The sequence below is a fragment of the Methylobacterium sp. JK268 genome, from assembly GCF_054052225.1.
Genome location: NZ_JBSVZN010000045.1, coordinates 16211 through 29933, shown reverse-complemented (window position 1 = coordinate 29933; position 13723 = coordinate 16211). Strand labels below are relative to the sequence as shown.

General features: G+C 71.2%; 16 protein-coding genes. 13 read left to right on the top strand and 3 right to left on the bottom strand.

Translation table 11 applies throughout. The features are described 5' to 3' along the window. Nucleotides 1-208 precede the first annotated feature (208 nt). The 3 genes from thiL to ribH all read right to left on the bottom strand — a co-directional run bounded on the left by thiL (nucleotide 209) and on the right by ribH (nucleotide 2541). Nucleotides 209-1195 (bottom strand): thiamine-phosphate kinase, encoded by a 987-nt coding sequence (thiL, locus tag ACW9J6_RS31870; RefSeq protein WP_457120341.1) that lies wholly within the window; start codon nucleotides 1193-1195, stop codon nucleotides 209-211. Nucleotides 1196-1528: 333 nt separating this feature from the next. Continuing rightward, nucleotides 1529-1999 carry a transcription antitermination factor NusB gene (nusB, locus tag ACW9J6_RS31865; protein WP_457120340.1) on the bottom strand — a complete coding sequence of 157 codons (471 nt, stop codon included), beginning with the start codon at nucleotides 1997-1999 and terminating at the stop codon, nucleotides 1529-1531. Beyond that, nucleotides 1996-2541, bottom strand: coding sequence for a 6,7-dimethyl-8-ribityllumazine synthase (gene ribH, locus ACW9J6_RS31860; protein ID WP_457120339.1), 546 nt, complete (start codon nucleotides 2539-2541; stop codon nucleotides 1996-1998). The genes nusB and ribH overlap by 4 nt, the downstream gene beginning before the upstream one ends. A 242-nt stretch (nucleotides 2542-2783) precedes the next feature. Between ribH and ACW9J6_RS31855 the strand changes: the two genes are divergently transcribed. The 13 genes from ACW9J6_RS31855 (at nucleotide 2784) to coaA (ending at nucleotide 13701) form a co-directional block, all read left to right on the top strand. After that, entirely contained in the window at nucleotides 2784-4073 is a 1290-nt protein-coding gene (locus ACW9J6_RS31855; RefSeq protein ID WP_457120338.1) for an MFS transporter, read from the top strand. Between the two features lie 277 nt (nucleotides 4074-4350). After that, on the top strand, nucleotides 4351-4914 hold the full coding sequence (gene petA, locus ACW9J6_RS31850) for a ubiquinol-cytochrome c reductase iron-sulfur subunit (protein WP_457120337.1): 564 nt from the start codon (nucleotides 4351-4353) through the stop codon (nucleotides 4912-4914). Nucleotides 4915-5008: 94 nt separating this feature from the next. Further along, nucleotides 5009-6295 carry a cytochrome b gene (locus ACW9J6_RS31845; RefSeq protein ID WP_457120336.1) on the top strand — a complete coding sequence of 429 codons (1287 nt, stop codon included), beginning with the start codon at nucleotides 5009-5011 and terminating at the stop codon, nucleotides 6293-6295. Nucleotides 6296-6368: 73 nt separating this feature from the next. Further along, complete coding sequence (locus tag ACW9J6_RS31840) at nucleotides 6369-7265, top strand: cytochrome c1 (protein ID WP_457120335.1); 897 nt, start codon at nucleotides 6369-6371, stop codon at nucleotides 7263-7265. Nucleotides 7266-7335: 70 nt separating this feature from the next. After that, complete coding sequence (locus ACW9J6_RS31835; RefSeq protein WP_457120334.1) at nucleotides 7336-8211, top strand: S-methyl-5'-thioadenosine phosphorylase; 876 nt, start codon at nucleotides 7336-7338, stop codon at nucleotides 8209-8211. A gap of 108 nt (nucleotides 8212-8319) precedes the next feature. Continuing rightward, nucleotides 8320-8922, top strand: a complete 603-nt coding sequence (gene hisB, locus ACW9J6_RS31830) for an imidazoleglycerol-phosphate dehydratase HisB (protein ID WP_457120333.1) — start codon at nucleotides 8320-8322, stop codon at nucleotides 8920-8922. Between the two features lie 40 nt (nucleotides 8923-8962). Next, nucleotides 8963-9448 (top strand): DUF2628 domain-containing protein, encoded by a 486-nt coding sequence (locus ACW9J6_RS31825; protein ID WP_457120332.1) that lies wholly within the window; start codon nucleotides 8963-8965, stop codon nucleotides 9446-9448. A 72-nt stretch (nucleotides 9449-9520) separates the two neighbouring features. After that, nucleotides 9521-10183 (top strand): imidazole glycerol phosphate synthase subunit HisH, encoded by a 663-nt coding sequence (hisH, locus tag ACW9J6_RS31820; protein ID WP_457120331.1) that lies wholly within the window; start codon nucleotides 9521-9523, stop codon nucleotides 10181-10183. 28 nt (nucleotides 10184-10211) lie between these two features. After that, a complete protein-coding gene (gene hisA / locus ACW9J6_RS31815) occupies nucleotides 10212-10973 on the top strand; it encodes a 1-(5-phosphoribosyl)-5-[(5-phosphoribosylamino)methylideneamino]imidazole-4-carboxamide isomerase (protein ID WP_457120330.1) in 762 nt (253 codons plus the stop codon). A gap of 25 nt (nucleotides 10974-10998) precedes the next feature. Next, nucleotides 10999-11460 carry a DUF29 domain-containing protein gene (locus ACW9J6_RS31810; RefSeq protein WP_457120329.1) on the top strand — a complete coding sequence of 154 codons (462 nt, stop codon included), beginning with the start codon at nucleotides 10999-11001 and terminating at the stop codon, nucleotides 11458-11460. Nucleotides 11461-11467: 7 nt separating this feature from the next. Beyond that, on the top strand, nucleotides 11468-12244 hold the full coding sequence (gene hisF, locus ACW9J6_RS31805) for an imidazole glycerol phosphate synthase subunit HisF (protein WP_457120328.1): 777 nt from the start codon (nucleotides 11468-11470) through the stop codon (nucleotides 12242-12244). Between the two features lie 120 nt (nucleotides 12245-12364). Beyond that, nucleotides 12365-12688: a phosphoribosyl-ATP diphosphatase gene (locus ACW9J6_RS31800; protein WP_457120327.1), complete on the top strand. Its 324-nt coding sequence runs from the start codon at nucleotides 12365-12367 to the stop codon at nucleotides 12686-12688. Further along, the gene (gene coaA / locus ACW9J6_RS31795; RefSeq protein ID WP_457120326.1) at nucleotides 12685-13701 is read left to right on the top strand and encodes a type I pantothenate kinase; all 1017 of its coding nucleotides are present in this window, start codon (nucleotides 12685-12687) and stop codon (nucleotides 13699-13701) included. The genes ACW9J6_RS31800 and coaA overlap by 4 nt, the downstream gene beginning before the upstream one ends. Nucleotides 13702-13723: the final 22 nt, after the last annotated feature.

Here is a 13723-nt window from a genome sequence, read left to right as displayed (position 1 = left end):
TTGTTGTCGGGCCATGTCCCGCAACGGCCGACGGCCAAGGTGGCGAGCGGCGTCCCGTGCGGGCGTTCCTCCCCGGATGAGCGGACCGGCCTGAATTCGGTCCGCCACCTTTGAGTGCCAAACTTCAGGGGCGAGCGCAAACGCTCTTAAGCTTTCCGGATCACGCGGCGATGACGGAGAACAGGCCGCGTCCGACGAAAGTCGCGGCTCAGAAGTGGCTGAAGGAGGCCGCCGCGAAGGTGCGCCGCGTGCCGTCGGCCTCGCGGAAGGCCGGCGGCGCGTCTCCCCCGGTCACGGTGCCGATCACCGCGAGCGGCGTCCCGGCCGCGGCCGCCGCGGCCCGGATGGCCGCGACTCGGCCCGGCGCCACCGCGCAGAGGATCTCGTAATCGTCGCCGCCGGTGAGCGCCGTGGCGATGAGGCCGGGCTCCGCCTGGCAGGCCGCGCGGACGGCCGGCGAGAGGGGCACGGCCGCGACCTCGACCTCCCCGCTCGCGCCCGCGGCGCGCAGCATCTTGGCGAGGTCGCCGGCGAGCCCGTCGGAGACGTCCATGGCGGCCCGCGCATGGTCGAGGATCGCCGAGGCGAGGGCGGTCCGCGGCCGCGGGTGCAGGTAGCGGTCGGCGAGGTGGGCGCGCTCGGGCGCGGGCAGCGCGGCGGCCCAGGGCGGATCGGCGCGCAGGGCGAGGCCGAGGGCCGCGTCCCCGATCGTCCCCGAGACGAGGATCCGGTCCCCGGGCTGCGCCGTGAAGCGCCGCACCATGCGCCCCGCCGGTACCTCGCCGAGCGCCGTGATGCCGATCAGCGTCGGCCCGGCCGCCCGCACCGTGTCGCCGCCGAGGAGCGGGCAGCCGTGGCGGGAGGCCGTGGCGCCGAGGCCGGCGCAGAAGGCGGCGAGCCACTCCTCGGTCCAGGTGTCGGTCAGCGCCAGGGTCAGCAGGAAGCCGCGGGGGCGGGCGCCCTTGGCGGCGAGATCGGAGAGGTTCACGCCGAGCGCCTTCACGGCGATCGCGGCCGGCGGGTCGTCGGGGAAGTAATGCACCCCTGCCACGATCGCGTCGGTGGTGAGGACGAGGTCCTGGCCGGGGGAGGGGGTCAGTTCGGCGGCGTCGTCCCGCAGCCCGAGCCCGCCGGGGCCGGCGAGGGGCGCGAAGTAGCGGGCGATGAGGTCGTCCTCGGAGGGCCGGGGGGGCATCACGAGCCACCTCCTCCACGGGGTCAGGCTTGATCGCGGGATCCCCTCTCCCGTGCGGGAGAGGGGTAGGGGTGAGGGTCCCGGACCGTGCCGTCATCAAGCGAAGACGGTCGTGCTGGCAGCGGGACGCGTCAGAATACTTGCTGAACCACCTGGACCCTCACCCCTGCCCCTCTCCCGCACGGGAGAGGGGTTCCCCACGCCACACCCGGGAACCTTCGTGTGTCAACGTAAGTAGCTGGCTTGTTTGTGTTTTTCGCGTTCTGTTAATCCGCTAGCCCGCACGGGAGAGGGGTTCCCCGCGCCAATCTGAAACGCGGACCGCCCCAATGCTTACCCCTCCCGGTCGGCCCCGTCGAAAGCCTCGGCCCGAGCGGCGCGGGCGACCTTGTCGAGCACCGCGTTCACGAGGCCCGGCTCGTCGCCGGCGTAGAAGCTGTGCGCCACGTCCACGTATTCGGAGATCGCCACGCGAACCGGCACGTCCTTGCGGAACATGATCTCGTAGGCACCCGCGCGCAGGATCGCCCGCAGCACCGCCTCGATCCGCCGCAGCGGCCAGCCGGCCGAGAGGGCGCCGTCGAGGCGCTGGTCGATCGCGCGCTGCTCCTCCACCGCCCCGCGCAGGATGTCCCGGAAGAAGGCGGTCTCGGCGGGGGGATGCTCGATCCCGTCGACCACCTGCCCGATCCAGAAGGCCTCGAACTCGGCCAGCGCGTCGATCACGCCCTTGCCGGAGATCTCCATCTCGTAGAGGGCTTGGACGACGGCGAGGCGGGCGCCGCTGCGCTCGGCCGGTTTCATGCCTGGGACTCCGCGATGCGGCGGGGGGTGAAGCCGATGGTGCGGTCGGGCCGGCCGGCGGCCTTGGCGCGCTTGAGGGCGAGCACCGCCAAGGCCGCCTCGGCCGCGCCCCCGCCCTTGTTCATCTCCGCGACGCGGGCCCGCGCCTGCGCCTGCGCCTCGGTCTCGACCGTCAGGATGCCGTTGCCGAGGGGCAGCCGCAGCAGGACCGAGAGGTCCATCAGCGCCCGCGCGCTCTCGCCCGCGACGATGTCGTAGTGGCCGGTCTCGCCGCGGATGACGCAGCCGAGCGCCACCACCGCGTCGTAGGGGTGGCCCTCGCGCATCGCGGCCTCGACGAGGATCGCCACCGTCTGGGGGATCTCGAGCGCGCCGGGCACGGTGACGATCTCCGCCTCGGCCCCCGCCGCCGCGATCGCCGCTGTGGCGCCGCGCAGGAGTTCGTCGGCGATGTCGTCGTAGTAGCGGGCCTCGACGACGAGGACCCGGGCGTCCTTGAGCGACGGGCGGTCGCTCCCGCTGTCGCGGCGTGGCGTTACCATCTCGGAACCCGTTTCGATCGTGAGAACACGATGAGGATCTGTGTCGACCAAGCGCGGGCCGGCCGGCATGCGGCGACCCGCGGGGAGGCGCGAGCACTAGACCGAAGCGCCCGCCCGGACAAGGGCGCACCCGGAAGGCCCGGGCAAGAGCCCTTGATGGCAGCCCTTGCCAACCGCCCCGGCCCGGTCCATGGCGCGGGGAGCCGGGCCGTCAGACCCGGACCGGAGGAGGCGCCGCGCCCATGAACGAACTCGAGACCCGCACCATTCGCCGCGTCAGCGCGCGGCTCATTCCCTTCCTGATCGTCTGCTACTTCGTCGCCTATCTCGACCGGGTGAACGTCGGCTTCGCGTCCCTCCACATGAACCGGGATCTCGGGATCTCGCAGACCGTCTACGGGCTCGGCGCCGGACTGTTCTTCCTCACCTACTTCATCTTCGAGGTGCCCTCGAACCTGTTCCTGGAGAGATTCGGAGCGCGGCGCTGGATCGCCCGCATCATGCTGACCTGGGGGCTGATCTCGGGCGGCATGGCCTTCATCGGCGGCGAGACGAGCTTCTACGCCATGCGCCTGCTGCTCGGCGCGGCGGAGGCCGGCTTCTTCCCGGGCATCATCTTCTACCTGACGCTGTGGTTCCCGGCTGCCTACAGGGCACGCATCGTGAGCGCCTTCATGGTGGCGATCCCCCTGTCGAGCCTGATCGGCGCCCCGATCTCCGGCGCGCTCCTCGGCCTCGACGGCTGGCTCGGCCTCAAGGGGTGGCAATGGCTCTACCTGATCGAGGCCGCCCCGGCGGTGATCCTCTCGATCGTGACCTTCTTCTACCTCACCGACCGCCCCGCCGATGCGCGCTGGCTCGCCGCCGACGAGCGGGCGTGGCTGGAGGAGCGGATGCGGACGGAGGAGGCGTCCCGGGCCGCGCACCAGCACCGAGGGCTCTCGCGCGAGATCTTCGACCCGCGGGTGATCGCCATCGCGTTCATCTATTTCGGCGCGGTGGCGCTGCTCTACGGCTTCAGCTTCTTCCTGCCGCAGATCGTCAAGGCCTTCGGCCTCACCGACCTGGAGACGGGCTTCGTCACGCTGATCCCGTACATCGCCGGCACGGTCGGGATGATCTGGTGGGGCCGCCGCTCCGACGCCAAGCGGGAGCGCCACGGGCACCTCATCGTCGCGCTCGCCTTCGCGTCCCTCGGCACGATCGCGGCCGCGCTGGTGGCCGACCCGCTCGTCAAGATGGCGTTCTTCTCGGCGGCGGCCTTCGGCATCTTCGCGGCCCTGCCGATCGTCTGGACCCTGCCCGTGGAGGCGCTGTCGGGCGCCGCGGCGGCCGGCGCCATCGCGGTGGTGAACTCGATCGGCAACCTGTCGGGATTCGTCGCTCCCTTCGTGGTCGGCGCGATCAAGGACCGCACCGGGTCGTTCACGGGCGGTCTGATCGCGATCTCGGTGGCGGGGCTCGTCGGGATCGCGCTCGTCCTGTGGCTGGGCCAGGCGCGGGCGCGCACAATGCCGCGCCCCGCCGAGTGAGCGGGGCGACCGGGGCGAACCGGGCGGGCGGATCCTCGGTGCGGCGCAGCGAAAAACCGTTGCGCCGCCGCCCCGAACCCTGGCGCGCAGATTAGAAGCGTGGCAGAGAGCGGCCGCGCGGGCGACGCCCGGTCGCATTGCCCGCGCCCGAGCGCTGGTGCTTCGGTCCGCACGGCCCGGGGCGTCGCCTCGGGTCCATCCTCAGGAATCTGATCCGTGAGCGGCGGTTCCCGTCCGGCGGATCCCCGCCGTTCACGCTTCTCGGGAGAGCCGGAACTTGGCCACCACCGTCGCCCCCTCTGACGCCGCCCATCCGCACGGGTCGACCCGTCGGGACTTCATGTTCCTCGCCACGGGGGCGGGCGCCGTGGTGGGCGCCGCCGCCCTGGCCTGGCCGTTCATCGCCTCGATGAAGCCCGATGCCGAGACCATCGCGGCCGGCGCGCCCATCGACGTCGACCTGTCGCCGATCGGGGTCGGTCAGATCGTCAACGTGTTCTGGCGCGGCAAGCTGATCTTCGTGCGCCGGCTCTCCGACAAGGAGATCACCGACATGAAGGCGGTGCCGCTCACCGACCTCTCCGACCCCGCGCCCTTCTACGGCCGGGTCAAGCAGGGCCACGACCAGTGGCTCGTGACCTACGGCAATTGCACGCATCTCGGCTGCGTGCCGATCGGCCACCAGGGCAACTTCGAGGGTTGGGCCTGCCCCTGCCACGGCTCGCAGTTCGACGCGGTCGGCCGGGTGCGCCGCGGCCCCGCCCCGATCAACCTGCCGATCCCGCCCTACGCCTTCCAAGGCGACACCAAGGTGCGCATCGGCGAGGGCGCCACTGCCTGAACCGCCGGCCACCGGCCAGAGACTCTGCCGCATCCTCGGACCGGGCGCCGCGAGCCCGGGGGAGGGTGCCCCGAACCAAGAAGCGGGCCATCCCATGAGCGCACACGCCACGACCTACGTGCCCAAGAGCCGCCTGGCGAAGTGGTTCGAAGCGCGGCTGCCGATCGTCGGCCTCGTCCACTCCTCCTTCGTCGCCTTCCCGGTCCCCCGCAACCTGAACTACTTCTGGACCTTCGGGGCGATCCTGATCGTCATGCTGGCCTCCCAGATCCTGACCGGGGTCTGGCTCGCCATGCACTACCAACCCTCGGCCACCGAGGCCTTCAACTCCGTCGAGCATATCATGCGCGACGTGAATTTCGGCTGGCTGCTGCGCTACATGCACGCCAACGGCGCCTCGATGTTCTTCATCGCGGTCTACGTGCACATGTTCCGCAACCTCTACTACGGGTCCTATAAGGCCCCGCGCGAGGTGCTCTACATCCTCGGCGTGATCATCTACCTCCTGATGATGGCGACCGCCTTCCTCGGCTACACGCTGCCCTGGGGCCAGATGTCGTTCTGGGGCGCCACCGTGATCACCAACATCCTGGCGGCGATCCCGATCGTCGGCGACACGGTCCAGACCCTGCTCTGGGGCGGCTACTCGGTCGGCAACCCGACCATCAACCGCTTCTTCTCGCTGCACTACCTGCTGCCGTTCATGATCGCCGGCGTGGTCGTCCTGCACGTCTGGGCGCTGCACGTCACCGGCCAGAACAACCCGACCGGCATCCCGATCAAGTCCGGCAAGGACGCGGTGCCTTTCACGCCCTACGCGACGATCAAGGACGTCTTCGCGGTGGTCGTGTTCTTCATCTTCTTCGCCTACTGGATCTTCCTGCAGCCGAACTACCTCGGCCACGCCGACAACTACATCCCGGCGAATCCGGGCGTGACGCCCGCGCACATCGTGCCCGAATGGTACTTCCTGCCGTTCTACGCCATCCTGCGCGCGGTGCCGGACAAGCTCGGCGGCGTGATCCTGATGTTCGGCGCGGTGATCATCCTGGCCTTCGCGCCCTGGCTGGACACCTCGCGGGTGCGCTCGGCGAACTACCGGCCGATCTACCGGCAGTTCTTCTGGGTGTTCATCTTCTGCTGCTTCCTGCTGGGCTGGCTCGGCGGCAAGCCGCCGGAGGGGGGCTACGTGATCGCGGCGCGCATCGCCACGGTCTACTACTTCGCCCACTTCCTGCTGGTGATGCCGCTGGTGGGCCTGTTCGAGACGCCCAAGCCCCTGCCGGGCTCGATCCTGGAGAGCGTCACCGGCCCGGGCCAGCAGGTCGGCTCCTCCGGCCTGCCGGCCGGCGCCGCCGCCGCCCCGCACACCAAGGGCTGATCCTCACGGCGGGCCGCGTCGCCGCGGCCCGCCCTCACACCCACACGACGACGCCGCAAGGGGCATCGAGGGAATGACCAGAACACGCGCTCTCGTGGCGGCCGCTTTCGCCGCGCTCCTGCCCTGCACCGCCGCCCTCGCCGAGGAGCACGGCAGCCTTCCCCCGCGCGAGACATGGACCTTCTCGGGCGTGTTCGGCACCTTCGACGAGGCGCAGCTGCAGCGGGGCTACCAGGTCTACCGCGAGGTTTGCTCGAACTGCCACAGCATGAACTTCATGCACTTCCGCGACCTCGCGGAGGAGGGTGGCCCGGGCTTCTCGGAATCCCAGGTCAAGGCGCTGGCCGCCGAGTACAAGGTCAAGGACGGCCCCAACGACCAGGGCGAGATGTTCGAGCGGCCCGGCCGCCCGGCGGACAAGTTTCCGGCGCCGTTCCCCAACGAGCAGGCCGCGGCCGTCGCCAATGGCGGCAAGGCCCCGCCGGACCTCTCCCTGATGGCCAAGGCCCGCACCTTCAGCCGCGGCGGCCTGTGGTTCCTGATCGATTGGCTGCCCTTCGTGGGCTACACCGAGCAGGGTCCGGACTACATCCACGGCCTCCTCAACGGCTACGAGGAGAACCCGCCCGAGGGCGTGCAGGTGCCGGATGGCGGCCACTACAACAAGTACTACCCGGGCAACATCATCGCGATGCCCAAGCCGCTCAGCGACGGGCAAGTCACCTACGCCAAGGGTCCGGACGGCAATCCGGTGGTGCCCGAGACGCTCGACCAGTACACCCGCGACGTCACCGCCTTCCTGATGTGGACGGCCGAGCCGCACCTCGTGGCCCGCAAGGCCCTGGGTCTGCGCGCCATCCTGTTCCTGATGGTGCTGGCCGGCCTCTTCTACTACGTGAAGAAGAAGGTCTGGGCCGATGTCGGCGGCGAGGTGCACGGCCTTCAGCCCGAACTCCACAAGGCGGGCTGAGGGCGGCACGCTCCTTGAAGAGGCCCCGCGAGGGGCCTCTTTTCGTTTCGGGAACGCGCGGGAGACGACCATGGCGAAGGCGGTGCTGGGGGTGATCGGCGGGTCGGGGGTCTACGACCTGCCCGGACTAGAGGACCTTCGCGAGGAGCGGGTCGCCTCGCCCTGGGGCGAGCCCTCCGACGCCCTGCGGTTCGGGCGCATCGGCGGGACCGAGGTGGTGTTCCTCGCCCGGCACGGGCGCGGGCACCGGCTCTCGCCCTCGGGCATCAACTACCGGGCCAACATCGACGCGCTGAAGCGGGCGGGCGTCACCGACCTCGTCTCGCTCTCCGCCTGCGGCTCCTTCCGGCAGGAACTCTATCCCGGCCTGTTCGTGCTGGTGGACCAGTTCGTCGACCGGACCCACGGTCGCGCCTCGTCCTTCTTCGGGGATGGCTGCGTCGCCCACGTCTCGATGGCCCACCCGGTCGGACCGGCCCTGCAGGCCCGCATCCTGGCGGCCGCGAAGGACGAGGAGATCGCCGTGCGCAAGAACGGCACCTACGTCTGCATGGAGGGGCCGCAATTCTCCACCTACGCCGAGTCGCTCACCTACAAGAACGCCGGCTACGACGTGATCGGCATGACCAACATGCCCGAGGCCAAGCTCGCCCGGGAGGCGGAGATCACCTACGCGACCATCGCGATGGTGACGGATTTCGATTGCTGGCACCCGGAGCACGAGGTCGTCGAGGTCTCGGCGGTGATCGCGGTCGCCCGCGCCAACGCCGACCGGGCGGCCCGCCTGGTGAGCCGCCTCGCCCGCGATTTCCCGGCCGAGCACGAGCCCTGCCCGGCGCGCTCTGACCGGGCGCTCGACGGGGCCATCATCACGCCGCCCGAGCACCGCGACCGCGCCCTGATGGCCAAGCTCGACGCCGTCGCGGGTCGCGTGCTGGCGGCCTGATCCGGTTTCCGCGTCGCGACGCGATCCACCGGAAACCGGATGACTCTTCCCTGGCCTCTCTCCGGCTGCCCGGTTAAAAGGCAGCCGGCTCCTCTCTTCGAACGCGCGATGACCGACACCTCCCCCCGGACCGGCCGGGTCAGCCGGCGGACCGCCGAGACTGACGTGAGCGTCGCCCTCGATCTCGACGGCAGCGGCCGTGCATCGATCGCGACCGGCGTCGGCTTCCTCGACCACATGCTGGAACTGTTCGCCCGGCACGCGCTGTTCGACCTCGACGTCACGGTCACGGGCGACCTGCACGTGGACCAGCACCACACCACCGAGGATGCGGGCATCGCGCTCGGCCAGGCCTTCGCGCAGGCCCTGGGGTCGAAGCGCGGCATCCGCCGCTACGCCGACCTGCACATGCCGATGGACGAGACCCTGACGCGGGTCGCGGTCGACATCTCGGGGCGGCCCTTCCTGGTCTTCCGCACCGCCTTCGCCCGCGAGAAGATCGGCGCCTTCGACACCGAACTCGTGCGCGAGTGGTTCCAGGCCTTCGCGATCAATGCCGGGATCACGCTCCACGTGGAGACCCTCTACGGGGAGAACCAGCACCACATCGCCGAGAGCTGCTACAAGGGGCTGGCCCGCGCCCTGCGCCACGCGGTGTCGCTCGATCCCCGGGAGGGGGACCGGGTCCCCTCGACCAAGGGCTCGCTCTGACGGATCGCCCCGTCCGAGGACCCGAGCCCAGGAGGCCTTGATGCCGACCTACACGCTGCACCTGCCCGACGAGGTCGATCCCGGCGCGCCGGACGCCCTCGACCGCGCCAAGCTGGTGCCGGACCGCTTCATCTGGGCGGCCTTCGCCTTCACGGCCCTGTGGTTCTTCTGGCACCGGCTCTGGCTCGCCGGGCTCCTGGTGCTGGCCGCGGAGGCGGCCGCCTGGGGGGCGGGGCTGGCGCTCGGCCTCAACCCGCTCGCCGGCACCCTGGTGACGCTGCTCCTGTCGATCCTGATCGGCCTCGAAGCCTCGTCCCTGCGCCGCTGGACCTATGAGCGGCGCGGAAGGCCGATCCGCGACGCCGTCACGGCCGCCGATACCGGCGAGGCGGAGGTGAAGCTCGTCGCCCGCTGGCTGCACCGCCACGCGCCCGCGAACCCGGCCCAGCCGCCGCGGATGCCCGCCTACGCCCGCACCGACAGCCCGGCCCTGGGCCTCTTTCCCGAGGCGGATACCCGCCGCTGACCGGGCCTCGCCGACGACGACGCCGCTTTCGCGACGAGCCGGTTCGGGCCTCGTCCATCAGGAGAAGATCCGGTGACTGCCGGAACCGTTGCCATCATCGATTACGGGTCGGGGAACCTGCACTCCGCCGCCAAGGCCTTCGAGCGGGCGGCGCGGGAGGCGGGCCTCGACGACGCGCGCATCGCCGTGACCTCGGATCCCGACGTGGTCGCCCGGTCCGAGCGGGTCGTGCTGCCGGGCGTCGGCGCCTTCGCGGATTGCCGGCGCGGCCTCGACGCCGTGCCGGGCCTCGTCGCGGCCATGACCGAGGCGGCGCAGGCGCGCGGCCGCCCCTTCCTCGGCATCTGCGTCGGGATGCAACTCCTCGCCTCCCGCGGACTTGAGTACCAGGTCACCGAGGGACTCGGTTGGGTGCCGGGCGACGTGGCGCCGATCACGCCCTCCGATCCGGCGCTGAAGGTCCCGCATATGGGCTGGAACACCCTCCAGGCCCGGCGCGCGACGCCGCTCCTCGACGGCATTCCGACCGGGGAGGGCGGTCTGCACGCCTACTTCGTGCACAGCTACGCGCTCGCCCCGCGCGAGGAGGACGACGTCGTCGCGACGAGCGACTACGGGGGCCCGGTGACGGCGATCGTCACCCGCGGCAACGTGGCGGGCACGCAGTTCCACCCCGAGAAGAGCCAGCGGCTCGGCCTCGCGCTGATCGCCAATTTCCTGCGCTGGCGGCCCTGAGCCGCCGACCCCGATCCTCCAGCCCGCGGTGACGCGCGTGATCCTGTTTCCGGCCATCGATCTCAAGGAGGGGCGCTGCGTCCGCCTCGTGCAGGGCGACATGGCCCAGGCGATCGTCTTCAGCGACGATCCCGCCGCCCAGGCCGCCACCTTCGTCGAGCAGGGCTTCTCCTGGCTGCACGTGGTCGACCTCGACGGCGCCTTCGCGGGCGCGCCGATGAACGCCGCGGCGGTGGACGCGATCCTCGCGGCGGTGACGATCCCGGTGCAGCTCGGCGGCGGCATCCGCGAGATGCGCACCGTCGAGGGCTGGCTCGCCAAGGGCGTGAGCCGGGTGATCATCGGCACCGCCGCGGTGCGCGACCCGGCCTTCGTGCGCGAGGCGGCCCGGCGCTTCCCCGGCAAGATCGCGGTGGGCATCGACGCCAAGGACGGCAAGGTCGCGGTGGAGGGCTGGGCCAAGACCTCGACGGTGACGGCCGAGGAGCTCGGCCGCCGCTTCGAGGATGCGGGCGTCGCCGCGCTGATCTACACCGACATCGCCCGCGACGGCGTGCTCAAGGGCCTCAACATCCCGATGACCCTGGCGCTGGCGCAGGCCGTGAGCATCCCGGTCATCGCTTCGGGCGGCCTCGCCTCGATCGCCGACGTGCACCGCCTGCTGGAGCCCGACTGCGCGCTGCTCGCGGGCGCCATCACGGGCCGCGCCCTGTACGATGGGCGCATCGACCCCCGCGAGGCCCTGGCGGCGATCCGCCGGGCCGAGGAGGCGCGGGATCCGGGAGCGTGATAGGCTCGCCCGCGAGGAGCCGAGCATGACGGTAGCAGCCCCCCTGGCGGCGCGCGCCCGCGCCGCCTACGACGACGATCTCTACAGCTGGGCCATGGAGCAGGCGGCGCTGCTGCGCGCGGGCGACCTCTCCGCCCTCGACCGCGAGAACCTGGCCGAGGAGATCGAGAGCTTGGCCCGAACGGAATTCAATCGCCTGGTGAGCTTCTACCGATTGATCCTACTTCACATGCTGAAGTGGGAGTATCAGCCCAACCACCGCAGCCGCAGTTGGGCGATCTCGATCGCGACGCACCGCCTGCATGCCGCCGAGGTGGTGAAGGATAATCCTGGCCTGAGGCCGCGCCTCGACGAGGCCGCGGAACGGGCCTACCGCCACGCCCGCATCGAGGCGATCGCCGAGACCGGGTTGGCGGAGGCGGCCTTTCCGGCCCAATCGCCGTTCACGCGGGACGAGATGATGTCTCGCCCCTACAGCTTCGAGTGATGGTTTCGTGCTCAAGAACCGCGTCATCCCCTGCCTCGACGTCAAGGACGGCCGCGTCGTCAAGGGCGTCCAGTTCCTCGAACTGCGCGACGCCGGCGATCCGGTCGAGGCCGCCAAGGCCTACGACGCGGCCGGCGCCGACGAGCTCTGCTTCCTCGACATCACGGCGAGCCACGAGGCCCGGGGCATCCTGCTCGACGTGGTCCGGCGCACGGCGGAAGCCTGCTTCATGCCGCTCACCGTGGGCGGCGGCGTGCGCAGCGTCGAGGACATCCGCGCCCTGCTGCTGGCGGGGGCCGACAAGGTCTCGATCAACACCGCGGCGGTCAACAACCCGGACTTCGTGGCCGAGGCGGCCGAGAAGTTCGGCGCCCAGTGCATCGTGGTGGCGATCGACGCCAAGCGCGTCTCGGGCGAAGGCGAGGCCCCGCGCTGGGAGATCTTCACCCATGGCGGGCGCCGCGCCACCGGGATCGACGCCGTGGGCTTCGCCCGCAGGGTGACGGATCGGGGAGCCGGGGAACTCCTCGTCACCTCGATGGACCGGGACGGGATGCGGTCGGGCTACGACCTCGGCCTGACGCGCGCCATCGCGGATGCGGTCGGCGTGCCGGTGATCGCCTCGGGGGGCGTGGGCGGACTCGACGACCTCGTCGCCGGGGTGGCGGAGGGGCACGCCAGCGCGGTGCTGGCCGCCTCGATCTTCCATTTCGGCGAGGCGACCGTGGCGCAGGCCAAGGCCCACATGGCGGCCGCGGGGCTCGCGATGCGGCTCGATCCCTGACGGGCCGGCCGCCCGCCCCGGCGCGGGACATCTTCGCCGGCTGCGCTTGACCCCGCCGAGGCGCCGGCCCAAGGCTCGCGGACCGGCCGGTTCCGGCCGGGTTCCGACCCGATAGGCCCGATGACGACCTTCTCCCTCGCCGATCTCGACCGGATCGTCCGCAGCCGCGCCGCCGCGTCGCCCGAGGATTCCTACACCGCCAAGCTCATCGCCGCCGGTCCGGCCAAGGCGGCCAAGAAGCTCGGCGAGGAGGCGGTCGAGGCGGCGATCGCGGCTGTGCAGGGAGACCGGGCGGGGCTCGCCGCGGAGGCCGCCGACGTGCTCTATCATCTCCTGGTGGTGCTCGCCGGGGGCGGGGTCGCGCTGGAGGAGGTGATGGCGGAGCTGGAGCGGCGCACGGCGCAGGGCGGCCTCGCCGAGAAGGCGTCCCGGAGGCCGGCGTGAGCGAGGTCCGCGCCGCCCCGGACGCATCCCCGCCCGAGCGGCCCGCGCTCGCCCGGAGCCTCGACGAGGCGACCGACCACCTCTCGCCCTACCGCGTCTTCACCCGCGAGGAATGGGCGCGGCTGCGCGCCGACACGCCGCTCACGCTCACCGCCGAGGAGGTGCTGCGCCTCCAGTCGCTCAACGATCCGATCTCCCTCGAGGAGGTGATCGCGATCTACCTGCCGCTCTCGCGGCTGCTCTCGCTCTACGTCGCGGCCACGCAGGGGCTGTTCAAGGCCACGCAGCGCTTCCTGCTCGCCGAGCGCGAGGTGAAGGTGCCCTACATCATCGGGGTCGCCGGGTCGGTGGCGGTGGGCAAGTCGACGACGGCGCGCGTGCTGAAGGCGCTGCTGGCGCGCTGGCCCAACACGCCCAAGGTCGATCTCGTCACCACCGACGGCTTCCTGCTGCCGAACGCGGAACTCGACCGCCTCGGCTACATGGAGCGGAAGGGCTTCCCGGAGAGCTACGACACCCCGACCCTGCTGCGCTTCCTCGCCGACATCAAGGCCGGCAAGCGCCACGTGGCGGCCCCGCTCTACTCGCACCTCGTCTACGACGTGGTGCCCGGCGAGACGACGGTGGTCGACCGGCCCGACATCCTGATCGTCGAGGGGCTGAACGTGCTGCAGCCCGCACGGCTGCCGCGGGACGGCACCGCCATCCCGTTCGTGTCCGACTATTTCGACTTCTCGGTCTATCTCGACGCCCACGAGGACGACCTGCACCGCTGGTACGTGAACCGCTTCCTGCGCCTGCGCCACACCGCGTTCCGCGACCCGCTCTCCTACTTCCGCAAATACGCGGAGGTGACCGAGGAGGAGGCGATCGGCATCGCGGATTCCCTATGGTCGCGCATCAACCTGCCGAACCTGCGCGAGAACATCGTCCCCACCCGCCAGCGCGCCAGCCTGATCCTCGCGAAGGGCGCCAGCCACCGGATCGAGAGCGTCGCCCTGCGCCGGCTCTAGGCCGTGGCCGGGTCGCGCAACC

What these genes read in the sequence shown, in the direction of transcription:
- thiL (WP_457120341.1), bottom strand. Translation starts at nt 1,195, where the DNA reads ATGCCCCCCCGGCCCTCCGAGGACGACCTCATCGCCCGCTACTTCGCG.
- nusB (WP_457120340.1), bottom strand. Translation starts at nt 1,999, where the DNA reads ATGAAACCGGCCGAGCGCAGCGGCGCCCGCCTCGCCGTCGTCCAAGCC.
- ribH (WP_457120339.1), bottom strand. Translation starts at nt 2,541, where the DNA reads ATGGTAACGCCACGCCGCGACAGCGGGAGCGACCGCCCGTCGCTCAAG.
- ACW9J6_RS31855 (WP_457120338.1), top strand. Translation starts at nt 2,784, where the DNA reads ATGAACGAACTCGAGACCCGCACCATTCGCCGCGTCAGCGCGCGGCTC.
- ACW9J6_RS31845 (WP_457120336.1), top strand. Translation starts at nt 5,009, where the DNA reads ATGAGCGCACACGCCACGACCTACGTGCCCAAGAGCCGCCTGGCGAAG.
- ACW9J6_RS31840 (WP_457120335.1), top strand. Translation starts at nt 6,369, where the DNA reads ATGACCAGAACACGCGCTCTCGTGGCGGCCGCTTTCGCCGCGCTCCTG.
- ACW9J6_RS31835 (WP_457120334.1), top strand. Translation starts at nt 7,336, where the DNA reads ATGGCGAAGGCGGTGCTGGGGGTGATCGGCGGGTCGGGGGTCTACGAC.
- hisB (WP_457120333.1), top strand. Translation starts at nt 8,320, where the DNA reads ATGACCGACACCTCCCCCCGGACCGGCCGGGTCAGCCGGCGGACCGCC.
- ACW9J6_RS31825 (WP_457120332.1), top strand. Translation starts at nt 8,963, where the DNA reads ATGCCGACCTACACGCTGCACCTGCCCGACGAGGTCGATCCCGGCGCG.
- ACW9J6_RS31810 (WP_457120329.1), top strand. Translation starts at nt 10,999, where the DNA reads ATGACGGTAGCAGCCCCCCTGGCGGCGCGCGCCCGCGCCGCCTACGAC.
- ACW9J6_RS31800 (WP_457120327.1), top strand. Translation starts at nt 12,365, where the DNA reads ATGACGACCTTCTCCCTCGCCGATCTCGACCGGATCGTCCGCAGCCGC.